Below are 22569 nucleotides of genomic sequence, written 5' to 3'. Positions count from 1 at the left end.
ATCATTGTATCACTAGATATTTATTTTAATTAATTATCTAGTGAATATTGCACATTATAACCTTATTAGGTTACACCAAATTCTCTGGTCCCTTTTTCGTGCAATTTAGTGGTCCCCTTTACTTTAGCAATGACAGTAAGCTAAGAGATGGCTATGACCATATAGAGTACGTTAGATGGGCTGATGATCTGATCATACTAATTGATGGCTATAGAAAATGGCAGTGGTTAGAGAGAGCAATCAATATAAGGCTAAGACAAGAATTGTTGAAAATAAAGGTTGAACTAAACGAAGAGAAGATAAAGACAGTTGATCTAAAGAATGGTGAAACATTTAGCTTTTTGGGATTTGATTTTAGACGAGCGAAAACTAAGCAAGGTAAAATTGGAATCCAGAAGACGCCTAGAATGAGAGCGCGAACTGCCCTGCTAGCAAAACTAAAAGAGATATTCCGCAAGTTTATATCGCAACCAGTTGATAGAATAACATACCTTATCAACCCGATATTACGAGGTTGGATAAACTACTTTAGGATTGGTAACTCTAGCCGTTGTTTTGGATATGTAAGAGACTGGGTAGAGAAGAAAGTAAGACGCCATTTAATGAAATCACGAGGATTGAAAGGCTTCGGCTGGGAAAGGTGGAGTAGGAGAGATTTGTATGAGAAGATGGGGTTATATAACGATTACCAAATTCGATATTACAGACCTTTGAAAGCAATAACAGCGGATAGGTCATAGGCAATGATAAGAAGTTATCAGGAAAGCGTAATACGGGAAATCTGTACGTTACGTTTGACGAGGCGGGTGATGGAAACGGGAGCTACTGACTTACCGCGCCATTGCTCGACCCTACCTGTATTTGGTGCAATATATTATGTACTAATCGCAGCCGTAACTTTTTTAGTCTCTAAATTACACAGTGATACAATAGGTAATTTTGCTTTATTGTTCTTAGTTTTAAGTGTTAGCTCTGCTGCTGCGTTTTATTATATTTTAATTTTGTATAAGAAAAAATTGACATGAGCCGCTGTATGTCCTACAATAGCGGATATAATAAATAAAAATAGGCAGTATTATGAATACCGTAGATATCAGATTACGCATTGCAGAAGACACAAAAATAGAAGCTGAGCAAATATTTAAGCAAATGGGTATGACTATGTCGGAAGCCATGAGAATATTCTTAAATCAATGTATAAATAGCGGCGGACTGCCTTTCAAACCGCATGTTAAGATTCCAAATAAGGAGACTTTGAAAGCTTTTGAAGACGGGGATAATAAAATTGGTTTAACTGTTTCAAAAAATACAAAAGAAATGTTTGATAAGTTAGGTATATAGATTGTGCTTGAACCGATATATACAAAGCCTTTTGAAAAAGATATAAGAATTATGAAAAAAAGAGGCAAAAACTTAGAAAAGTTAAAAAATATTATAGAGTTGTTATCCAATAAAGTTTCTTTACCAATAAAATATAAAGATCATAATTTAGTTGGCAATTTTATCGGTAGAAGAGAATGTCATATAGAGGCTGATTGGTTATTAATTTATAAAATTGATGAAGATTCTATTATTTTTTACCGGACAGGGACTCATTCTGATTTATTTTAAATACAAAGAAAACTAAAGAATAAGCTAGAAACTTATTCTTTAGTTTTATTATCTAGATAAAGCCTGTTTTTTAACGCTCTACCTTTGTTGAGATTGTTTAGCGTTTCGTTCTCTTCTAGTTAAAACTTTTTTACTTCTAGTACTAACATCGCTAGCCCATCCTGAATCAGTTCCGCTATCACTATTACTTCTTTCGCTATCGCTAGATGCTGTTGCTGATTTTATTTTATCTAGAGTAGCTTTCATAAGATCAGATATTTCTTTATTACCATCTTTATTTTCAGGTATGGTTTTGTTAAGCTTAGGTATAGGTTTACCATCTGCGTCATATTCAACTTTTTTAAGGTTAAATCCTCCCTGTATTTGTTTCATTAAATTTGTAGTATCTACTGCTGGGCGAGGCTGGTTAGTTTCTTTAGCCTTTTGAGGTGTTGATGTAGCGATATTATTACCAACGGGAGGAGGTGGTGGTGGCGGAACATTACCTGTAGGCATAGGCGGTGGTACATTAGATGCAGCAGTTTCTATATTTTTATGCTCAGTAGCTTCTGCTTTTGACACAGGGGGTGGCGTAGGAATATTATCTGTAGGCATAGGTGGTGGAGGCGGTGGTGTAAAAGTTTTTTCTTCAGTTACAGGAGGTGTTGTAGATATAGCATTGTTAGGCAATACAACAGCAGTTGGTTTAGTTTCAGCAGATTGCAATTGAGCAGCACTCGCTTGTTCAGTTATATTATTCGTATCTTTTACGTTTATATGCTTTTGAAGATTTTCTCTTATATCCTCTAATCTTTTACTATCTGGTAATTTTGAAATTATATTTTCAATATCTTGCTTTTTATTACTAACTAGTTCAAAAAACTTATTATTAGCTTTATGTAATTTTTCTTCTATATTTATAATAGTTTTAGTATTGTTTTCTTTATTTTTTGCTAAAACTTGCTCACTATTATTGACAAAAATATTTTTGATTTTTTGCCAGAAATTATTTAATTTTTCAAGTTTAGTAAAAGGTACCTCCTCTCTAATTTCAGCAACTTGTTTTTGTATTTTTTTGAGTTCTTCAATATTAGAATTTTCAGTCAATAAATTTAGGACATTTTGCTGGATGACTTTTAAATCGTTATGCTGATTTTCTAATTCTTCTGCATTAGGGAAATGCAAAGGTTTAGACATAGGTAATTGAGCAAATTTTTGTGGGTTAGCTGCATATTCATTATTGAATAAATTGCTAAGCCTTTCACGTTGATCTTTAGATAAGTCCTTTTTTGCTAAATTCTCAAAATTCTTTCTAAGTTCTTTTTGTAACTCTTGTTTTAAAGGACCGGACTTATCTGCTATAGATAATATAGTATTGTCTATACGCTTTAATAATTTATTGTTTTGTTCTATAGCGTCTTTAGCTAATTGTTCCTCACTTTTTACAAAAACATATTTTATATTAGAGACTGTATTTATAAGTTTTTTAAACCAAGAAAGAGATTTAATATGCTCTTTTTTTAGTTCTTTAACTTCTTTCTGTATTTCAATAAAGCCTTGTAACTTTTGATTATGTTCGCATAGCTCATTTAGGTTACTTAGTACTTTATCTAATGCTTCTTTTTCTTGATTTAAGTGATGATCAAGCTCAGTTATCTTTGCCATATAAACTCATTATAATTTAATGAGACATTATAATGAGTTTAAACCTTGAAATCAAATAAAAATTAATATTTTTTAATACATTAGCGGCATAAGTATTAACGTAATTTAAGAGATGATAATCCAATAAGGACAAATATGAGAGAGATAATCCAGAATCTTATTACGACTTTTGATTCTGCCCAGCCGCTTTTTTCAAAATGATGATGCAATGGTGCCATTTTAAATATTCGCTTTCCTTTGGTAGCTTTAAAGTAATATACCTGCATAATCACCGATATTGTTTCAATAACAAATAATCCGCCAACAATGCCTAAAACTATTTCATGTTTAGTAATAACGCTGATAATTCCAAGTACACCGCCAAGGCTTAAGCTGCCAGTATCGCCCATAAAAACTTCAGCTGGTTGTGCGTTAAACCATAAAAATCCAAGACAGCTACCTACTATACTTGCACAAAAAATCGTTAATTCTCCAGTATTTGGTAGGTAAGTTAGTTGTAGATAATTTGAGTAAATTAAATTTCCGACTAGGTAGCTTATTAAAGCAAAAGAACCGGCAGTTAAGGCAATAGGAACTGTTGCGAGTCCATCAAGTCCATCAGTGAGGTTAACAGCATTAGAAGCACCGACTATAACGAATATGGCAAAGAATATATATAAATAACCAAGGTCCATACTTAAACTTTTAAAAAATGGCACGTTAAGCATATGACTAGGGCTATCAATTGTATATTCTAGTAAAATACATACTATTAAGCTAATGATACCTTGAAGTAAGAGTTTACTTTTTCCCTTTACGCCATAATGGTTATTTTTAGTTACTTTTGCATAATCATCAAGAAAACCGATAATACCGAAGCTAATAAAACCAAATAATGTAATCCAAATATATTTATTGGTTAAATCGGCAAGCAATAAGGTAGAAAAACAGCTGGATAATATAATCATAATACCGCCCATAGTAGGAGTGCCGGCTTTTGCTTGATGTGATTCAGGACCATCTAAACGTATCGGTTGACCATATTTTTGAAGAGCTTGTAAAAACTTTATTAGCCTTGGACCGATAAGAAAACTAAGACTAAGAGTAACTAGAACGGCAAGCCCGCTACGAAAAGTTATATAATGAAATAAGTTAGCTATATGTGAATTATGAATGTAAGGTAGTAAGAGGTTGTATAACATATTTTAGTTTAAATTTAAAAGTATAAGTTAGTTTAATTTACTTTAGTGTAATAATCAATAATCTTGTCAAGTTTTATTCCTCTAGAACCTTTTATCAAAATAAGCTCATCATTTTTGAATAAATCATTTGTAGATGTAATTAATTCATCAACGTTTTCAAAATATGCTTTAGTTATTTTTTCAGGTAATGAATCATAAATATATTTAGTATTTGCACCTACCAAAAAAATCTTAGAACAGCCTGAATCTAATATATAAGGTACTAGCTCTTTATGTAGTCTTTCTGAATTCTGCCCAAGCTCTAGCATCTCGCCTATTATAGCGGTTTTATTTGTGGCAGGCATTTGCTTTAAATATTCTAAGGCAGCCTTCATTGACGTAGGGCTTGCATTATAATAATCACAAATAATGCTGCTATTTCCTATGTTAATAATTTTGCCTCTGCCTTTTGTTAACCGAATATCACCTAAATAGCTAACAGCTTTATTTAAATCTTGATTAAGCAAAAATATAATCAATAATACACCAGCATAATTTTCAGCAAAGTGCTTAGGTATAAAGGGTATAGTAGTCTCTATAATCGCGTCATATATCTTATATTTTAAATGAACTTGCTCACCTAAAACCTCATATAAAATTAACTCAGCTGAGGATGATTTACCAAAATTGTGTATATTTTCTATAGATAATTTTTTTAATATAGATAAGATTTTATCATAACAATTAGTACCTGAATTAATAACGGCAATTTCATCTTTGTCAAAGCTCTCAAAAATTTCGCATTTAGCTTCAGCAATATCTTCAAGTGAGTTAAAAAACTCCAAATGTGCTTCTGAAATATTAGTGATCATAGCAATATTTGGTTTTAATATTTGAACTAGCTCCCGTATCTCACCTTTATGGTTCATACCGAGTTCAAAAATAGCAAATTCTGTATTATCCGGCATCGAAGCAAGATTGATAAGTAACCCTAAATGATTATTGAAATTACCTCGGCTGGCAAAAGTTAGTGCGTTGTGTTCTAATAAAGTCTTTAATGCTTCTTTAGTTGAAGTTTTACCAACACTACCGGTTATAGCAATAAATTTGGCGTTTGAATTTTTTCTTTTATACAAAGCCAGCTGCTCTAGGGCTTTTAGGCAATTGTCTACTAGGATAATCTTACTTGGGTCAGATATATCTACTTGCTTACTAACTATTACTGCGGATGCTCCTTGATTAATGGCATCCTGAACATAATCGTGACCATCTTTATTGCCTTGAAGTGCTATAAATAAATCACCTTTTTTAACATCTTTAGAGTTAAATTGTATTTCGTTAGCGATAATAGATTGCGATATTGATGCTCTTAAGGCATCGCTTAAAGTTTTAGAATTCCAAATCATGTGTTTTTGTTGTTGTGCGTGTTTATCGTCATTGCGATAAGGCATTGTTGCGTGGATCGGTTTTTCCGTCATTGCGAGGAAATTACGAAGTAATTGACGAAGCAATCCAGCTAAAAAATGCTAATTTATAGTATTTTTTATTATTTTTTCTGGATTGCCACGCTCATTTTATTCGCTCGCAATGACGACTCTTGATCCACGCAACAATGCCTTGCGAGGAGTATAGCGACGAAGCAATCTCAGGAGTCTTATCTGATTTATGAGATTGCCACGTCGATGCTATGCATCTCCTCGCAATGACATTAGTTTTCCTGCCACCTCGGCGTCATCAAACTCTATCTTCTCATCACCTATAATTTGATAATTTTCATGTCCTTTGCCGGCGATTAGTAAAATATTATCTTCTTTTAAATTATTTATCCCGTATTTAATAGCTTCTTTTCTGTCAGCTATTTCTATGTAGTTTGTTGTTGCTATCCCGCTAATAATTTCTTGTCTGATAGCTTTTGGGTCTTCATGGCGTGGGTTGTCATCGGTCACAATAACATTATCTGCTATTGAGGCTGCTATTTTTCCCATAATCTTTCTTTTGGTAGTATCACGATTACCGCCACAGCCAAAAATTACACTTAATTTACTACCTCGCACTTTAATATTTTTTAGCTCAGTTAAAGCTTTTTCAAGAGCATCGGGAGTGTGGGCATAATCAATGAATATATTAGCATCTTCTATTCGTTCCATTCGTCCTTTTACGGCTTTAACTTTAGTTAAAGCACTTATAACTTTACTAAAATCAAAACTGGTATAATAAACACTAAGTCCAGCTATTAATAAATTACTAGCCTGAAAGCTGCCTATTATAGTTGTATTAAAAGCATAATTTGACTCCTTATAATCAAAGAAAATAATTTGATTATATAAAGAATGAGTAAGTTCAGTAATTTTTATGTTATCTTTCTTAGAAACTTTTTTCCCAACGCATAAATATTTTATCTTATGCTTATCTAAATAGTCTTTAATAAACTCTATTTCTTCTATATCAGAATTTAATATTGCAATGCTATCTTCTGATAAATGATCGGTAAATAACTTTAATTTAGCAAGCAAATAATTTTCTTTTGTGTGATGATAGTCAAGGTGGTCTTGGCTGAAACTGGTGAAACATGCAATATTTACCTTTAAATCACCAAGCCTTTGTTGATCTAAGCCATGGCTTGAAGCTTCAAATGCTAAATAATCTATCCCATTTTCAGCTAGCTTATGAGCGATTTTTCGAAAGCTTAAATAGTCAGTTGTAGTTAGCCCGCCTATAGATTCATTAAAATTATCGATGCCAAAAACTTCTACGCCTATTGTGCCTATAGATGCTGCTTTTTGTCCAAGTAACGAATATATTTGAGCTATATATGATACTACCGAGCTTTTGCCGTTAGTACCAGTTACGGCTATCATAGTCTTAGGTTTTTTAGGATAGAAGAGTTCTATAGCTTCATATAAAGTTTCTTTAATGGCTTCTACAAAGATTACTTTATTTGTAGTATTTTTTTTATCATCAGTAATAACTAATGCTGCCCCTTTATCTAAAGCATCTGCAATAAAATCATTACCATTTTTAATGGCAAAAAAGGCATCATTTGCCTTAATAGTTTTAGAATTATTTGATAAACCTTTTACGTTATGCTTTTCAAATAAAAAATGAAGTTGTTTTAATGTTATATGTTCCATAAATAAATACTTTGAACTAAATTTTGGCTTCATTATATAACAACTAAAAAATATGTTGTACTTTTTTTGATTCATTTTTTTATAGTTAAAAAATATTAACTATAATGTATTAATCAATCGTGTTATCTCTTAATTTTTATTGACAATCACTTAACCTTAATTTATATAACCATACTTCATGATAATTAAGTTTGCAAAAATTATCTTAATTATTATGAATTTAATTAATATAAAAAAAGAGTTAACGAATGAATTTTAAAATGCCTTGTTCCTTTATTTTCCAAAACAATTTTAACAAAAATCAACGATTTAGTAGTAGGGACACATAGTTTAGCCAATGAAACTTTTTCATCATTTTATAATTCTGAGCATCAAGATGGGATAATTATGAAAACTACTAAATGCGTTATAGATTATACTTATAAATTTTTAAATAATCATCCTTCAGTTAAACCTTGTGAAAATCCTGCTACAATTGTAGGTATGATGGATGAAAATTTATTATTAGAGCCTAAAGAAATATTAAATGGCACAACAAATATTTTTGGTAAAGAATATAATATTGCCGATAACAGTGAATCATATAGTACGCTAACTTTAAATGATGTAGTTGAGTTTTTAGGGCTTGAAGATTGTTCAATTGAATCGGTAACAAACGCTCTGCAGCAATGGGCTATTTCTCAAATTCCTACCACCACAACTATTACTACTGAATTACCGACAACAACGGAAAATTTTTCAACCATGAGTTATTTTGATAATAATGAAAGTAATTGTCTAACTCCAGGAAACATTTTAATTGCTACCGGAATAGGAATATCCGGTATAACAATAGGGGGAATGTTAGGATATTTTGTAGGGAAATACCAAAAGCAGAAAAATGTAATTAAGGATTATAAAAATATAAATTCTCAGCTTAAAGGTGAAAATTTAGAGTTACAACAAGATTATACTACTTTATTAGTAACCAAGGAACAAAATTATGCCGGTAATTGTGAGCCAACACTAATAACACCATATGCTGTAACAAACATAGTAGTGCAGAATGATGAAATACCATTAACAGGTATAAATCAAACTGGAACACCAGATTATGAAATTATGCCGTAAGTAAATAATAATAATATAGTTTTACTGCTTTTTCATTACTAATTTTATAAAAAAAGTAAAAATAAGATAGAAGGCAGTTTTTTGTCTTCTATCTTTCAAGTTATAGAAAACAGTTTAAACCTCCGATAAATTCCACAACAACTGATTCGCCTCAGCAATTATATTCTTACCTACTAATTTCTTGATAAATACTAATTTATTATCAGGTTTAATTTTTGCGTTAGCAGTATAGGTACTGACGAATTTTAGAATCTTATCAGCCATATCAGCGTTTTTATAAAATTTAATTACAAAACCGTTATCGCCTGAATCTAGATTTTCAATGTTCAACTTAAAGCATAATAATTTTATTTTAACAATATCAAGTAAATTATTAAATTCAGTTGGCAGGCTACCAAATCTATCTATCATTTCGTCTTTAAATTTTTCTACTTCTAAATCATCGTTTAGATTACCTATTCTTCTATATAAACCAAGCTTTAGAACTGAATCCGATACATAATTATCAGGAATAAAGACCGATAAACCTAAATTAATAGTCGGGATGAAAGGCTGTTCACCGCTTATTGGCTCATCTTTAAAAATAGCTATCTGTTCTTCCAGCATTTCTTGGTAAAGCTCTGTTCCAACTTCTCTAATTTGTCCTGATTGCTCTTCACCGATTAAATTACCAAAACCTCGTAAATCCATATCATGACTTGCGATAGTAAAGCCTGAACCGAGAGCACAGCTATTCTGGATTATCTCTAAACGTCTTAAGCTATGTGGCGTCATTTTCTTATGACTTGGCAGCGTTAAGTAGGCATAACCTCGCATCTTACCTCGTCCAATTCTACCCCGTAACTGATATAATTGACTCAAGCCCAGCATATCGGCTTTATGGATAATCATAGTATTAGCGTCTTGTATGTCAATTCCTGACTCTATTATAGTTGTTGAGATTAATATATCGAATTTGCTGGCATAAAATTCGCTCATAATCTCATCAATTTTATTCGGTGACATTTTACCATGTGCTACTTTATAGCTTAATTCAGGGACTATTTGCTTTAACTGCTTTTCGATATCTTCTATATCATTAATTCTTGGAACGACAAAAAAGCTTTTACCGCCCCTAAAATGCTCACGCAGTAATGCATCCCTGATAATAACAGGATCAAACGGCATAACAGAGGTGCGGACTTCCAGCCTATTTAGCGGAGGTGTTGCGATAATGCTTAGCTCTTTTAAGCCGGTCATCGACATTTGTAAGGTGCGAGGTATTGGAGTCGCAGACATTGCAAGCACATGGGTAGAAGATTTTAGCGATTTAAGGAATTCCTTTTGGCCAACGCCGAAATGCTGTTCTTCATCTATAATTAATAGTTTAAGGTTACAAAATTTAGTAACTTTATGTAGTAAAGAATGCGTACCTATTATTATATGTATCTTACCGCTTTCAAGTTCCGATCTTACAATCTTTGCTTCTTTGGAGCTAACAACACTAGATAATTGCTTGATATTTAAGCCAAAATCTTTAAATCTTTCGGTAAATCTTGCAAAATGTTGGCTGCATAGAATAGTAGTTGGTACGACAACCGCCACTTGCGGTGAATTTTCGTTTAGGGATTTAGCAACCATAAAGGCAGCACGCATTGCTACTTCAGTTTTACCAAAGCCAACATCTCCGCATATTAGCCTATCCATTAGCATGCCATTGCTTAAATCTTCTCTAATATCATTTATTGCATTTAATTGATCTTCAGTTTCGGTAAAAGGAAATTTAGCACAAAATTTATCATATTCTTCAAGGTCAAATTCAATAGCAGCAGTGGTATTAAGTTTTCTCTTGGCAGCTATTTGCATTAAATGCAAGGCAATTTCCTTAATACGGTTTTTAAGCTTAGCTTTATTTTTTTGCCATGAGACGCTTCCGAGCTTATCAAGCTGGGCAACATCACTGCCATATTTCTTTATTACCTCAATATTTTCAACGGGTATATATAGCTTATCATTACCGGCATAGAGAATCTTTAAGAAATCATGAAGCTTGCCTTTAATTTCTAAAGCTTCAAGCTTTAAGAACTGCCCTATACCATGATCTTTATGGACTATTAGTTCTCCCTCGGCTAAATGATCAAGCTCAAGTAAAATATTTTTGAGTTTCTTATTAGTGTTTGTAGTGATAACTTTTTCTTCTAATAGCTCGCTAGCTGCAATAAATAAATATTCAGGAGTAGAAAAGCTTTGATTTAAGGGTAATATGGCAATATTTATTGCACCAAGATTTGCTTCTTCCAAATACTCTACTTGATTGTAATTATATTCATAATTTCCGATTATACTTTTAACTCTTTCAAAGCTACTTAAAACGCTTGAGCCTATAATAATTTTCTTACGAGAATTAGCTTTGATAACTTCAAACAGCTTATCAAAAACAGTTTTCTTTTCTACAAAGCTTGCAGCTGCTATATTTTCAACTATGCTAGCCTGTTCGGAATTTTCATAACTAATTAGGATATTATTTTCCTGCTCAAGTAATTCTATAGCTTCAAGAGAAGTAAAATATAGCTGGGAGGGTGAAAGAGTAGGGTAAAAGCTGTTAAATTTAAGCTTATTGGCATCTAGTCTTGCTTTGTAAAAATCATTATAGCTATGCTCAAATTCTAAAATAGCCTGCTTTGTTAGATTATCAAAGATAATGACCGGCTTATTAAGATAATCTATTAAACCGGAATAGTCATCATAAAATAAAGGTAGTAACTGCTCATAACCTGAGAACTTTCTTCCGCCGGTTATTGCTTCATATAAAGGATTATCGGTATGGTTAACTCCAAAATTACGCAGGTAATTATCTTTAAAATTACTGATTGTTTCAGAATTTAAAACTATCTCATTTGCTGGACTAATAATTAGTTCATTACAAGATTTAGTTGAGATTTGGGTATCAATATCAAATTGTTTACTCGACATAATCCCAGCTAAAATTAATTCTATAGCCTTTAGATTCAGGTAATATTAAGTCAACAATCTCGCCTCTAACTGCAAATTCTCCAACATCAACAGTGCTTGCATTCCTCGTAAAGCTATTTTCTACCAAAAACTTACTTAACTCATTTGCACTCAGCTTCATTTTAGGAAATAATTTTAGATAATATTTAGCAAAGAATTCTCTAGGCGGTAATTTATTCAATAAATTCGTTGCTTGAGTAATGACTAATTTATTTCCTTTATTGGTCGTAAGTTTGGTTAATGTTTCGGCTCGCTTAGATAGTATATTGCAATTTGGTGACGTATGGTCATAAGGAATTGTATCATAGCTCGGAAAATAATATATATTTTCGCTCGGTAAAAAAAATAAAGCCTGCTTGTATAATTGCAACGCCTCTTCTTCATTACTTGTAACTAAAATGAAATCTTGCTTAGAATTCTTTATAAAGCTATCAATTGTGAAGAAAGATTTAGCAGCTTGTGGAAATTTTTGTTGTAACATGTATGATGGGAAATTATATTTTTATTATTTTGCGTAATTGCTCCATTATTTCGGCATCTAAATTAGAAGGAACGGAAGATTTATTAGTAATCCAATTATAAAGATCATTGTCATTTTGATCAAGTATTAAAGTATAGCTTAAAAGTTTTTCTTCCGCCATGAAAGGTAGATAAAGACTAGCAAAATTGCCTAATATATAATCCATTTCTTTGCAGCCACGATTTTTACTACGATAAAAAAGTTTCTTTTGTAAAGAGTTTTTATTTAATTTATTCATGTTATAAAATCTTGCAAAATTTTTTTATGATAATATTATTAAAACTATCAGAGACCAAGAATATTTTAAAAATATTTAAGGTTTTACGAAAGCTATACTATCTTAATAAATTCATCTTCGCATGAATAAAATCCAATAGTTTAAACATTTTTATTATATATAAAGCAATATATAGGCAAAATATGTTAGTTCAAAATATCTGTTCTAAAGAAGCTTATAATATGCTGGTTTCAAATAATAATACTTTTCTTGTTGATGTTAGAACAGAAGAAGAATGGAAACATGTGGGTGTTCCGAGTTTGAGTAATAAAAATAATGTAATCTTTTTAAGCTGGCAGCTATCACCTTTTATGGAGCTGAATAGAGATTTTGAAGATAGATTTTTATCTATTATTGATGATAAAATGTCTAACATTATATTTTTTTTATGCAGATCAGGGCATAGATCATTAATGGCAGCAAATTTTATGGCTAATATAGGTTATAAAAATTGTTATAATATTATTGATGGTTTCGAAGGAAATCTTCAAAATAAAGGCTGGAAACAAAATAACTTACCGTGGCAGTTTTAAGTGAATACTAATCAAATAATTTTAACAAATCAAAATGATAATAGTGTAAATGTCTGGAGTAACGTAACCCAAGACCTTTATAACTATTACGGTGAGGCTTTATATAATAGCTGGTTTAGTAAGGTCAATTTTATAGAATCTTCACTAAATACTGTTATCCTTTGTGCTCCTACTAATTTTATTAGAGATTGGATAAAATCTAAATATTCTGTCGTTATATTGCAATTATTTCAGCATTATAATAATGCTATTAAAACAGTAGAAATAATTACTAAAGAATTGCCGGCATCTAATCAAGCAACTCTTGAGTTGCCTACTAAAACTTTTGCCGATATTGGTAGTAGCGAGCTTAATTCAGAAAATATTTTCTCAACACTTGATATACGTTTTACTTTCGATAATTTTGTTGTTGGTGCTCCAAATGAGCTTGCTTATGCTGCTGCAAGAGCAGTAGCTGAATCTTCAAGTGCAGTTTCCGAATCTAACCCTCTTTTCCTATATGGTGGGGTAGGGCTTGGTAAAACCCATTTAATGCATGCAATTGGTTGGTACATAAAACAGAATAATCCAAGCCGTAAGGTTATATACATGTCGGCAGAAAAATTTATGTACCAATTTGTTAAGGCTTTGCGTAACAAAGAAGTAATGTCTTTTAAAGAGAAATTTCGCTCAGTTGATGTATTAATGATTGATGATATTCAATTTATTTGTGGTAAAGATAGTACGCAGGAAGAGTTCTTCCATACGTTCAATACGCTGATTGATAATAACCGTCAGATGGTTATTTCTTGCGATAGGTCGCCTTCCGATTTAGATGATATTGAAGACCGAATTAAATCCCGTTTAGGGTGGGGTTTAGTGGCAGACGTTCATAGCACTACTTATGAGTTACGTCTTGGTATTTTAGAGTCTAAAATTGAGCAGATGAACGTTAAAGTTCCAAAAGATGTAATTGATTTTTTAGCTTCTAAGATCGTTTCAAATGTAAGAGAGCTTGAGGGAGCGTTAAATAAGGTTATTGCCTACTCTAACTTTACTGCAAAAGAAATAACACTCGAAAATACACAAAATATTTTAAGAGATTTGCTCCGTTCTAATGAAAGGATAATTACAGTTGAAGATATTCAGAAAAAAGTAGCTAATCGTTACAATATTAAATTATCTGATATGTCATCGCCAAGAAGAATGCGTGCTATTGCAAGACCGCGTCAGATAGCTATGTATTTAAGTAAAATCCTTACCCCTAAAAGTCTAGTCGATATAGGTAAAAAATTCGGTAAAAAAGACCACACAACAGTTATGCATGCCATCAAAAAAGTAGAAGAGCTACTAGAAAGTGACTTAGAATTACGCGAAGAAATTAACCTAATGATGAAAATCTTGCAGAATTAGCTTATGTGTCATTGCGAGGAGAGACAAAGTCTTGACGTGGCAATCTCATGAAGTAATATTAAGACTCTATTAAAGGCAAATATAATAATGCGGTGATTATATCAGAAGAAGAATATGAAGGGTTGCAAGAAACTCTAGCTATTTATTCTGTGCCTGGATTAGTTGAGAAAATTCTTAAAGCTAGTAAAGAACCGTTAGAAGACTGCATTACTCATGAAGAATTTTGGAAAAAATAAAATCTTTGCAAAACTTTCTGGGAAGTACGATATTAAAAGAACCATAGAGAATTATGGTTATGGGGAAGGGTGGCGTATTTTTTAGAAATTAATCCTAACGAATTACTATATAAGGAAGAGCTGAGCTTTAATTATTATGGCTGTGATAATCAAATATTTGCAGTAAAAGAATATAAATATATTCTGGAAAATAATAATATCATCAAATATTTTACTACTCCAGAGAATAGCTTGTTTTATCAGTTAGATTTCATCAATAATATATACTCAAATGATTTGAAGAACTGGAATGTAAAACAAGGGATAAGCACACATAGCCCATGCTTAATAGGCAAGCATGTAAGTTCCCCGAAGTTTTGCAGAGCCAATTCTTCAGAGCAGAAGAGTATAAAGGCTGTAGGTAGACATTTATGCGGTAAAGACCACTATAATGCTACCTATATATTTCTAAATCCTGATTCCTTTATTCTTAATTACCAAGTCCTAGGACCAGAAAAAAATTATAATATTAATAGTAGTTTTACAAGGATATAGAGCTGCTATCTTCCCCCATTATCTTATAATATTCTTTTATTGCATCATCTAAACTTGAATCATAATTTTCTTCATTATGAGTTTTTAAAAGTTTGTTATTAATATTTTCAGTACTAACTAGTTTTCTTTTAATAGGAGGTATTGAAAATTTTAATTTATCTCCGGATTGAGAAAATATAGAATTAGAGTTATTTATTTTGGCTGTAATATCTTTTAATACTTCTTTATAGTCCCTTTGGTGGTTAAAACCTCCATCTTCCAGATGGAAAAGCTTTAGCTTGCCATGTGCGCCATGATGCGTTAGCATCATAAGCACCATGACTCAATACAGCAACAAATCACACACAGTTTACTATCATCGCTATCATATAGTGTGGATTACAAAATATCGATACAAGGTGTTAACCTATGATATCAAAAAGCGAGTGAGAGAAATTATTGCAGTAGTTGCAGAAGAGCTCAATATTAAAATAGAAAATGGAGTAATATCAAGCGATCATATACATATATTTGCCAATATACCACCTCATATTAAAGTAAGTGAATTTGTGCAAAAAGCTAAAGGAAGATCGTCAAAAAAGATACAAGAAGAATTTCCAATATTAAGAAAAAAGTATTGGGGTAGACATTTATGGGCAAGAGGATACTTTAGTTCGACTAGTGGCAATGTGACTGATGACATGATTAATGAATATATTAATAGACATACTGATGCTCATGAACCAGCAATGACTACTAATATAAGACTGGAATAAGCTTTAGCTTGATTCTCGACTTCTAGTCGCTATAGACAAACTTTCATCTCTCAGATGAAAGTGATTGATTTTTAAGTTCTTCTACTGTTTTTACATTTGTGATATATTCAGGTGCATCAATATTGTACCATTCTTTTATCTTCGCACATAAAATTTGTAAAATCTCAGGGATAATTTTCTTGATATCCTTTTTTAAATCTGCTTGGACTTTGACTAAAAAAGAGTCAAGCTTAGGTAATATTTTTTGGAATTCAAAAAATGTATTTTCTATCAAATCTTTAACTTTCTTTGAAAATATGGTTTTTTTTAATAGTGCTTCTTTAAATAATAGTAAATATTGTTCTGGTCGACTGCCAAAATGAGGAATTAAATTATGTAGATTTTCCTCTAGTACTTTTATTAAATTAGCAGGATAATTTTTTAGCTTCCCTATAGAACCTAAGAATGCTTGTATTTCTTGTAGCTTTATTGAATCTATTTCTTTTTCTTGAAGAACTTTTTTTGTATATATTAGATTAAATATTTGAGTAATATTATTTAATTTATCATTACCCATAACTTTCTGGAGCCATTCAACAAAAACATGCCCTTCTTGTCTAAGTAATAAGTTCCCTTGAGTTACATTATGTGTGTCATAATCCATAAAATAACTGTTTGGAAGTTCAAGAGGATAAGAATACGCTATACCTCTTGCTTGTGAGACTGCTGTATGAGTAGCCATAGGAAAAAAATCTGTTTTTAGATATTTGCTATCTTGTGCAACAAGCTCAAGGAATATAGGAGCAGTAAATAATGTTGCATTATTTCTTTGCATCTCAATTATAAATAGTTAACCACCCTGCATTGCAAATGCAGGGCTTAAGATTATGGCATCAATGCCTTAGCTATAGCTAGTTTTCAACTTGAAAGTTTCCAAACTTATCATCTCTCGATTCATGTTTATCAATATAATCCTTGATCATTTGGTCAGTCACATTGCCTGTGGTTCTGACAAAATATCCAACAGCCCATAAGTGTTTACCCCAATACTGTTTCCGTAATTCTGGAAATTCCTGCTGAATCTTCCTTGAACTCTTTCCTTTTAGATACTGTACCACCTTACTAATACTTTGATAAGGTGGCACAGATACATAGATATGTACGTGATTTGAAGCTATCTTCCCTCTTAATATCTCTACTCCATTATCCTTACATATCTCTTGGGTTAGGTCCTTGACTCTCCTACCAATATCACCAACCAATATATTATATCGATATTTAGTCACCCATACTATATGATAAGTGCAATCGTAAACTGTGTGGCTTATCTTCTTGTAATACTGCATCTCTACATTCTATATGTTAAAACGACGCACTGCAAGTGCGGGGTTTTTCTCCCAAATTTGGGACAATAAATGAGTTAGTTGTTCAGCAAAATTATTTAGTTTTTTAGGTAATTCTATTAAATTATCATGCTCTTTATTTTGAACAACTTCAAAAATACGTTTTATTATGTTTTTTTTGTATGGTTCATTATTTGATATTTCTTGAAAAATTTCTTTATAAGTTCCAAATCCAAACTTTTCTGTTTGTACGTTACTTGTTTTATAATGCAATATATGAATATCTGTAAAAACTTCTAATTGAGAATTTGAAATTTTATAAACAGTAGATGAGTTATAATTGTTTGCTTCTTGTATTTTTATATATTTTAATGTGTTTTTAATATTCCTAGTATTGAGTTTTGAATAAGATAAAATTTCCCCTACATTATTGAAAGTTGAATTGATTTCTAATGGATTTTTAAATAATGGTTTTAAATTAATTGTAGAATTTTGCAATTCTTTAAGTAAAATTTCTCTCACATTAGCGATGGTAATTGTATCTTTTAAAATAAAAGTTTGTGGTAATTTTAAATTTCTATCAAATATAAAGTTAAATAAGTCAATATAATCATCATCTATTATAGGATTTTCTTTATTATAATTAATAAATAACTGATTTAGTTGCTTGTTAAAAACAGTTTTTATATCATCTAGTATTTTATTATATTTTTCAGTACTTAAACTTAATTTTGTAGCTTTAATGTTTTGATAAGTATTATTAATTATTGAGCTTTAAATAATCTATCAGCTAAATTATGTAGTATTAGTCCTAGTTTAGTTTTAAATTCATCAGCATTATTTATATGCTTAAAATTTAATATATTACCTAATAAATAATTATGATAATCTACCTGCTTAATTTTAGTAACTACTTGATTTTCTCTTTCTTCTCCTGAACTTGAGCTATCTATATATATTTTTTTCATAAATACTAATTATTTTCTTCAATGTAATTTAAAGCTTTACATGATCCTAAGAAACTAACAGCAAAATCTTCATAATTATGTTGAATTGCTACTGGTTCTATAAATTTTAAATTAAGTTCCTGTCCATCAATTCCTGTAATACCTAAAACGCAATCAATTAGGGCAACAGCAGTAATAACATCTTTTTTTGCCATACATTCCAAAATTTTACCTTGGATATAATGAACAATATTTTGTTTTTGATCAGGTATAGTAAAAAACTCCAGCACCTTTTTTACACTAGGTTTTATTGAATTAACTTTCTTCCCTACCTCTCTAGGATCATACTCAATCATAATTTCTACCCTTAGTTTTTTAAATATCCTTATCTATATACTAAAATATTAACTACTAATCAAGTATAGTTTACTAATAGTTGTAACTTTATTTAACAAGTTAAAATATACTAAGTATTCAAATAGCAATAAGTTGACAATTATTAACTTTTATTATATATTGCCGCACAATTAAACTTTGGGGTTATTGTGATGGCAGAGATAATAGATGGCGTAAAAACTAATGATAATGGAATAGATCTCTTATTATTAGAAGGAGGAGGTGTAAAAGGGGATATAGAAGTAGTAATATTAAACAATATAGAGCAATTAACTGGTAAGCCCACATGTGAATTATTTCCCGTTAGAGGAGGTACTAGTGTTGGTGGACTTATTGCTATTTTGTCTGGAATACCTGATCCTAATGATTCTCATAAACCATTACTTACTATGCAAGAGGTTGTGGATTTATTTGAAAAAATGGCTCAAGATATTTTTCCGCAGGAATTAACTTTTAGGAAAGTATGGAGCTTAAACGGCTTATTAAGTTACAAATTTTCTCCAGAACCTTTAATAAAATTATTAAAAGAATATTGTAAGGATTACACTTTAAAAGATTTAATCGGAGATGTTATAGTTACAGGCTATGACCTTGATAATAAAGAAAATCCGCTTATTACTTTTTCTACAATAGATGCTAGGAAAAGTGACGATAATAATTATTTACTATCTGATATAATTCAAGGAATAACTGCTGCACCAAGATTTTTTCCTAGTAAATCATTAAGCAATGTAACTAACACTAAACATCATACGATTATTGATGGAGGAGTGTATGCTAATGATCCGGCTTTAATGACATGGAAATTATTGGAGGAAAATAATTATAAAATTGATAATGCTATGTATCTATCATTAAAAGAAGAATCAAATGATGAGTACCAAACTATTTGTTGTGGTGGAGGAATAATAGAGTTATTAAAAAACAATATAACAGGTAAAATTTTAGATGCAACGCAATTATCTGATGAAATGATCACACAAAAAATTTTTGGTGATAAACTAATAGAAATAGCTACCTATATTCCAGAAGAGCATTATGGAATGAGTAATTCAAGCACTGAAAATCTTCAAGTACTTAAAGAGCTAGCAAACAAATCTATTCATGAAAGCTCTAATTTTAAGAATATAAATTATAATGAAAATTTTAAAGAAATTGTTGATAGGGTGGTCGTTAATTATAATAAAAATAACCCCGATAATAAAATTGTTGAGAATGATTATTATAAAGAATTATTTTCTAATGTTTTTGATAGGAATAATATTGTGGATGAGGGATTTGAAGAGGATAAGAATATAGAAGTTGTAAAAGCTAAACCCGAAAAACAAGTTTTAGATTTAGAAGATGAAGGTTTTGAAGATGATATAGAATATGAAAAAGCTGAACTATTAACAGGTGTAAAGAAATTTTTTGAGGAATTTAGTGAAAAAAATCCAGACCTAAAAGAAGATATAGAGCAGTTTTTACAAAAGGCTGAAAGCTATACATTAGAAGAAGTAAAAGAACGAGTTGTTAATTTTGAACAAGCAAGTTTAAAATGGCAAGAAGAGCAAGCTAAAGACGATATGTTAAGTAGTTGTGCTACAGAAGCTTTAAAAGAAGATATTGAACTCGAAGGTGAAGAGCATACTGATGATGCCCTAGGTTATAATGAAATCATGGTGTAATATACTATCTTTATAGTACTAGACAGTTAAACATTGTTATTGTGAAAATGTTACGTAATAGCCAGCAAAGCAATCTAGTACCTTATATGTCATTCGAAGCAACGGCGGGAATCTAGGAAAAAAAGTCTAAATACAGCAATTTTTTAGAATATAAAAGCTTAGGTATCTCGCTTTATGCTGGATTCCCGCCGTTGCTACAGTAGTGTCCGGAGAAAAAATAAACGTTGTTATTATTAGGTTTTTTCGTCATTGCGAGAAGAATTACAAAGTAATAAGGGCGAAGCAAGGAAGTAAAAAAATGCTAAAATTAGTTATTTTTTACTATTTTTCTGGATTGCCACGCGGTCTACGACCGCTCGCAATGACGGTTTTAATAATACTCCAATTTTCTCCGGACACTACTGTGCCGTTGCTAAGAATGACATAGAATAAATCACGGGATGACAGTGGAAACTGATCCACGCGGGCAATGCCACTATAGGATAACACGCAGAAGATATTTTTCGATCTATGCAACAACCCCACCTAAATGACAAAGATATAAAAACAATAGGTAGACAAAGTTTAATTTGAAAAAGAGCGAGGAATCCGCAAGACAAAGAACGGCGGTAGTTACTTAATATAGTTCGTACCGCAGTACTTGTAGTTTTTTTAAGTTAAACAAGCATGATATTAACGAGAATATAGCTCGACTACTAAATGAACTTCAGGAGTGAAAGGATATCTAACGTCGGAAATCGTTGGGACTCTTAGATATTTACCACTTAGTGAATCTACATCAAATGATACATAATCAGGTGTTGTTTGACCTTGCTTTGAAACTGATTCTTGAATGATGCCCATTTGTCTTGAAGCTTCTTTGATCTCTATAACATCACCTTCTTTAAGACGCATACTTGCTATATCAGCTTTCTTACCGTTTACTTTAATATGACCGTGTGATATTAATTGTCTAGAAGAGAAAATAGTTGGTGCAATATTCATTCTGTAAACTATAGAGTCAAGCCTACTTTCAAGTAATCCGATGAAGTTCTCACCAGTATTACCTTTCATTTTTTGAGCAAATCCAAAGATATTTCTAAATTGCTTTTCAGTGATACGACCGTAATGGCATTTTATTCTTTGTTTAGCTTTTAAATGTAACCCATAATCGGAGGTTTTAACCATGGTATTGCGTCCATGTTGACCTGGGCGATAATTTCGGGTATTAAATGCATCTTTACCATCACCCCATAAGCTAACACCAAGTCTTCTACTAGCTTTATATTTAGAACGTACGATTTTTGTCACTGAAAATATCCTTAACTTTTAAATTATAATTACAAAAAAATATATACATTTCTTACATTAAAGTCAATCGTTGATTTTTACCTTAAAACTTTTTATATTTAGTAAAAAAACTTTTATATGAATTCTTTAACAAAATCAATAAGTTTAGATAAAGTTAGTTATCCTCAAAGTACAGTTAAAGACTATATTTTACTAATGAAACCACGTGTAATGTCATTGGTTGTTTTTACTGGCTTTTCTGGAATGTGGCTTGCTCCTAATTCTCTGCATCCTTTCATTAGTGTAATTGCTTTAATCTGTATAGCGATAGGTGCAGGTAGTGCTGGAGCGATTAATATGTGGTATGATAGGGATATTGATGCCTTGATGAAACGTACACAAAAAAGACCGATAATAAGAGGTGCTATAGAAGCTGACGAAGCGTTATCATTCGGATTGATAATGGCATTCTTTTCAGTATTTTTTATGGCATTATGCGTAAATTTCCTATCAGCATTATTATTATTATTTACTATTTTTTATTATATTTGCATTTATACTATGTGGTTAAAGCGTAGTTCTATCCAAAATATTGTTATTGGTGGAGCTGCTGGAGCTCTCCCTCCTGTAATAGGTTATGCTTCTGTAAGTGGCAGCGTGTCTTTGGATTCTATTATATTGTTCCTAATTATCTTTATTTGGACGCCGCCTCATTCTTGGGCTTTGGCTTTATTTTGTAACGATGATTATAAAAACTGTAAAGTGCCTATGATGCCTGCGATAAAAGGAGCTTTATATACTAAGAAGCAAATTCTAATTTACAGCATACTTTTATTTTTGACTTCTCTTATGCCTTTTTTTATAGGTATGAGTAATATTATATATTTAGTAATTGCTGTGGTACTTGGTTTAGTGTTTTTATATTATTCTATATCATTATTTTATGATAATGCTGATAATAAGCAGGCAAAAAGATTTTTTGCTTATTCGATATTTTATTTGTTCCTCATATTTCTACTTTTAGATTTTTGTCATACATAGTTTTAAACTACCTTGACAAACCTAATCACAAAA

23 protein-coding genes and 2 pseudogenes are annotated in these 22569 nt (G+C 31.2%); 12 read left to right on the top strand and 13 right to left on the bottom strand.

Features of this window, described 5'->3' with window-relative positions:
- The first annotated feature begins 98 nt into the window (after positions 1 to 98).
- The 4 genes and pseudogenes from AAGD54_RS05755 (at position 99) to AAGD54_RS05740 (ending at position 1611) form a co-directional block, all read left to right on the top strand.
- Positions 99 to 740 (top strand): group II intron maturase-specific domain-containing protein, encoded by a 642-nt coding sequence (locus tag AAGD54_RS05755; protein WP_341794348.1) that lies wholly within the window; start codon positions 99 to 101, stop codon positions 738 to 740.
- A gap of 117 nt (positions 741 to 857) precedes the next feature.
- A pseudogene (locus tag AAGD54_RS05750) lies at positions 858 to 1025 on the top strand (Bcr/CflA family multidrug efflux MFS transporter); the annotation flags it as partial.
- 52 nt (positions 1026 to 1077) lie between these two features.
- Positions 1078 to 1341, top strand: coding sequence for a type II toxin-antitoxin system RelB/DinJ family antitoxin (locus AAGD54_RS05745; protein WP_341788212.1), 264 nt, complete (start codon positions 1078 to 1080; stop codon positions 1339 to 1341).
- Positions 1342 to 1344: 3 nt separating this feature from the next.
- Positions 1345 to 1611 carry a type II toxin-antitoxin system YafQ family toxin gene (locus tag AAGD54_RS05740; protein WP_341788211.1) on the top strand — a complete coding sequence of 89 codons (267 nt, stop codon included), beginning with the start codon at positions 1345 to 1347 and terminating at the stop codon, positions 1609 to 1611.
- A 78-nt stretch (positions 1612 to 1689) separates the two neighbouring features.
- Here AAGD54_RS05740 and AAGD54_RS05735 read toward each other — a convergent pair whose 3' ends face one another.
- The 4 genes from AAGD54_RS05735 to AAGD54_RS05720 all read right to left on the bottom strand — a co-directional run bounded on the left by AAGD54_RS05735 (position 1690) and on the right by AAGD54_RS05720 (position 7546).
- Positions 1690 to 3255 carry an Arp2/3 complex-activating protein rickA gene (locus tag AAGD54_RS05735; RefSeq protein ID WP_341794347.1) on the bottom strand — a complete coding sequence of 522 codons (1566 nt, stop codon included), beginning with the start codon at positions 3253 to 3255 and terminating at the stop codon, positions 1690 to 1692.
- Positions 3256 to 3350: 95 nt separating this feature from the next.
- Entirely contained in the window at positions 3351 to 4436 is a 1086-nt protein-coding gene (mraY, locus tag AAGD54_RS05730) for a phospho-N-acetylmuramoyl-pentapeptide-transferase (RefSeq protein ID WP_341788209.1), read from the bottom strand.
- A gap of 32 nt (positions 4437 to 4468) precedes the next feature.
- Complete coding sequence (locus AAGD54_RS05725; RefSeq protein WP_341789232.1) at positions 4469 to 5821, bottom strand: UDP-N-acetylmuramoyl-tripeptide--D-alanyl-D-alanine ligase; 1353 nt, start codon at positions 5819 to 5821, stop codon at positions 4469 to 4471.
- A gap of 279 nt (positions 5822 to 6100) precedes the next feature.
- Entirely contained in the window at positions 6101 to 7546 is a 1446-nt protein-coding gene (locus tag AAGD54_RS05720) for a UDP-N-acetylmuramoyl-L-alanyl-D-glutamate--2,6-diaminopimelate ligase (protein ID WP_341794346.1), read from the bottom strand.
- A gap of 387 nt (positions 7547 to 7933) precedes the next feature.
- On the opposite strand from AAGD54_RS05720, the gene AAGD54_RS05715 reads away from it, so the two are divergent.
- Positions 7934 to 8656 carry a hypothetical protein gene (locus tag AAGD54_RS05715; protein ID WP_341794345.1) on the top strand — a complete coding sequence of 241 codons (723 nt, stop codon included), beginning with the start codon at positions 7934 to 7936 and terminating at the stop codon, positions 8654 to 8656.
- A gap of 114 nt (positions 8657 to 8770) precedes the next feature.
- Here AAGD54_RS05715 and mfd read toward each other — a convergent pair.
- Positions 8771 to 12128, bottom strand: a pseudogene (mfd, locus tag AAGD54_RS05710) (transcription-repair coupling factor).
- Positions 12129 to 12141: 13 nt separating this feature from the next.
- A complete protein-coding gene (locus AAGD54_RS05705) occupies positions 12142 to 12405 on the bottom strand; it encodes a succinate dehydrogenase assembly factor 2 (protein WP_341794344.1) in 264 nt (87 codons plus the stop codon).
- Between the two features lie 182 nt (positions 12406 to 12587).
- Between AAGD54_RS05705 and AAGD54_RS05700 the strand changes: the two genes are divergently transcribed.
- The 4 genes from AAGD54_RS05700 to AAGD54_RS05685 all read left to right on the top strand — a co-directional run bounded on the left by AAGD54_RS05700 (position 12588) and on the right by AAGD54_RS05685 (position 15139).
- Complete coding sequence (locus tag AAGD54_RS05700) at positions 12588 to 12977, top strand: rhodanese-like domain-containing protein (RefSeq protein WP_341788205.1); 390 nt, start codon at positions 12588 to 12590, stop codon at positions 12975 to 12977.
- Positions 12978 to 14369 (top strand): chromosomal replication initiator protein DnaA, encoded by a 1392-nt coding sequence (gene dnaA, locus AAGD54_RS05695; RefSeq protein WP_341788204.1) that lies wholly within the window; start codon positions 12978 to 12980, stop codon positions 14367 to 14369.
- Between the two features lie 92 nt (positions 14370 to 14461).
- Positions 14462 to 14605, top strand: coding sequence for a hypothetical protein (locus AAGD54_RS05690; RefSeq protein ID WP_341788203.1), 144 nt, complete (start codon positions 14462 to 14464; stop codon positions 14603 to 14605).
- Positions 14606 to 14674: 69 nt separating this feature from the next.
- Positions 14675 to 15139 carry a DUF6314 family protein gene (locus tag AAGD54_RS05685; protein ID WP_341794343.1) on the top strand — a complete coding sequence of 155 codons (465 nt, stop codon included), beginning with the start codon at positions 14675 to 14677 and terminating at the stop codon, positions 15137 to 15139.
- Here the strand turns inward: AAGD54_RS05685 and AAGD54_RS05680 are convergent.
- The gene (locus AAGD54_RS05680) at positions 15126 to 15449 is read right to left on the bottom strand and encodes a hypothetical protein (protein ID WP_341794342.1); all 324 of its coding nucleotides are present in this window, start codon (positions 15447 to 15449) and stop codon (positions 15126 to 15128) included. The two genes, AAGD54_RS05685 and AAGD54_RS05680, sit on opposite strands and share 14 nt — an antisense overlap.
- Before the next feature lie 7 nt (positions 15450 to 15456).
- Between AAGD54_RS05680 and tnpA (AAGD54_RS05675) the strand changes: the two genes are divergently transcribed.
- Positions 15457 to 15894, top strand: a complete 438-nt coding sequence (gene tnpA, locus AAGD54_RS05675; RefSeq protein ID WP_341794341.1) for an IS200/IS605 family transposase — start codon at positions 15457 to 15459, stop codon at positions 15892 to 15894.
- A 43-nt stretch (positions 15895 to 15937) separates the two neighbouring features.
- Here tnpA (AAGD54_RS05675) and AAGD54_RS05670 read toward each other — a convergent pair whose 3' ends face one another.
- The 5 genes from AAGD54_RS05670 to AAGD54_RS05650 form a co-directional block, all read right to left on the bottom strand.
- Positions 15938 to 16708: a hypothetical protein gene (locus AAGD54_RS05670; RefSeq protein WP_341794340.1), complete on the bottom strand. Its 771-nt coding sequence runs from the start codon at positions 16706 to 16708 to the stop codon at positions 15938 to 15940.
- A gap of 76 nt (positions 16709 to 16784) precedes the next feature.
- Positions 16785 to 17219 carry an IS200/IS605 family transposase gene (tnpA, locus tag AAGD54_RS05665; protein ID WP_341794258.1) on the bottom strand — a complete coding sequence of 145 codons (435 nt, stop codon included), beginning with the start codon at positions 17217 to 17219 and terminating at the stop codon, positions 16785 to 16787.
- Positions 17220 to 17228: 9 nt separating this feature from the next.
- Positions 17229 to 17738: a hypothetical protein gene (locus AAGD54_RS05660; RefSeq protein WP_341794339.1), complete on the bottom strand. Its 510-nt coding sequence runs from the start codon at positions 17736 to 17738 to the stop codon at positions 17229 to 17231.
- A gap of 242 nt (positions 17739 to 17980) precedes the next feature.
- Positions 17981 to 18184 (bottom strand): hypothetical protein, encoded by a 204-nt coding sequence (locus tag AAGD54_RS05655; protein ID WP_341794338.1) that lies wholly within the window; start codon positions 18182 to 18184, stop codon positions 17981 to 17983.
- Positions 18185 to 18189: 5 nt separating this feature from the next.
- The gene (locus AAGD54_RS05650; protein ID WP_341788199.1) at positions 18190 to 18519 is read right to left on the bottom strand and encodes a hypothetical protein; all 330 of its coding nucleotides are present in this window, start codon (positions 18517 to 18519) and stop codon (positions 18190 to 18192) included.
- Positions 18520 to 18711: 192 nt separating this feature from the next.
- Here AAGD54_RS05650 and AAGD54_RS05645 point away from each other — a divergent pair, with 192 nt between their 5' ends.
- On the top strand, positions 18712 to 20226 hold the full coding sequence (locus AAGD54_RS05645; RefSeq protein WP_341794337.1) for a patatin-like phospholipase family protein: 1515 nt from the start codon (positions 18712 to 18714) through the stop codon (positions 20224 to 20226).
- A 672-nt stretch (positions 20227 to 20898) separates the two neighbouring features.
- Here AAGD54_RS05645 and rpsD read toward each other — a convergent pair.
- Positions 20899 to 21516 carry a 30S ribosomal protein S4 gene (gene rpsD / locus AAGD54_RS05640; protein ID WP_011477507.1) on the bottom strand — a complete coding sequence of 206 codons (618 nt, stop codon included), beginning with the start codon at positions 21514 to 21516 and terminating at the stop codon, positions 20899 to 20901.
- A gap of 117 nt (positions 21517 to 21633) precedes the next feature.
- Between rpsD and cyoE the strand changes: the two genes are divergently transcribed.
- Complete coding sequence (gene cyoE, locus AAGD54_RS05635; RefSeq protein WP_341788197.1) at positions 21634 to 22536, top strand: heme o synthase; 903 nt, start codon at positions 21634 to 21636, stop codon at positions 22534 to 22536.
- The last annotated feature ends 33 nt before the right edge of the window (positions 22537 to 22569 follow it).

The sequence above is a fragment of the Rickettsia endosymbiont of Rhinocyllus conicus genome, assembly GCF_964026465.1.
Lineage (GTDB): Bacteria > Pseudomonadota > Alphaproteobacteria > Rickettsiales > Rickettsiaceae > Rickettsia.
The sequence above is the reverse complement of the archived record's forward strand: the minus strand, read 5'-3'. Positions and strand labels throughout refer to the sequence as shown.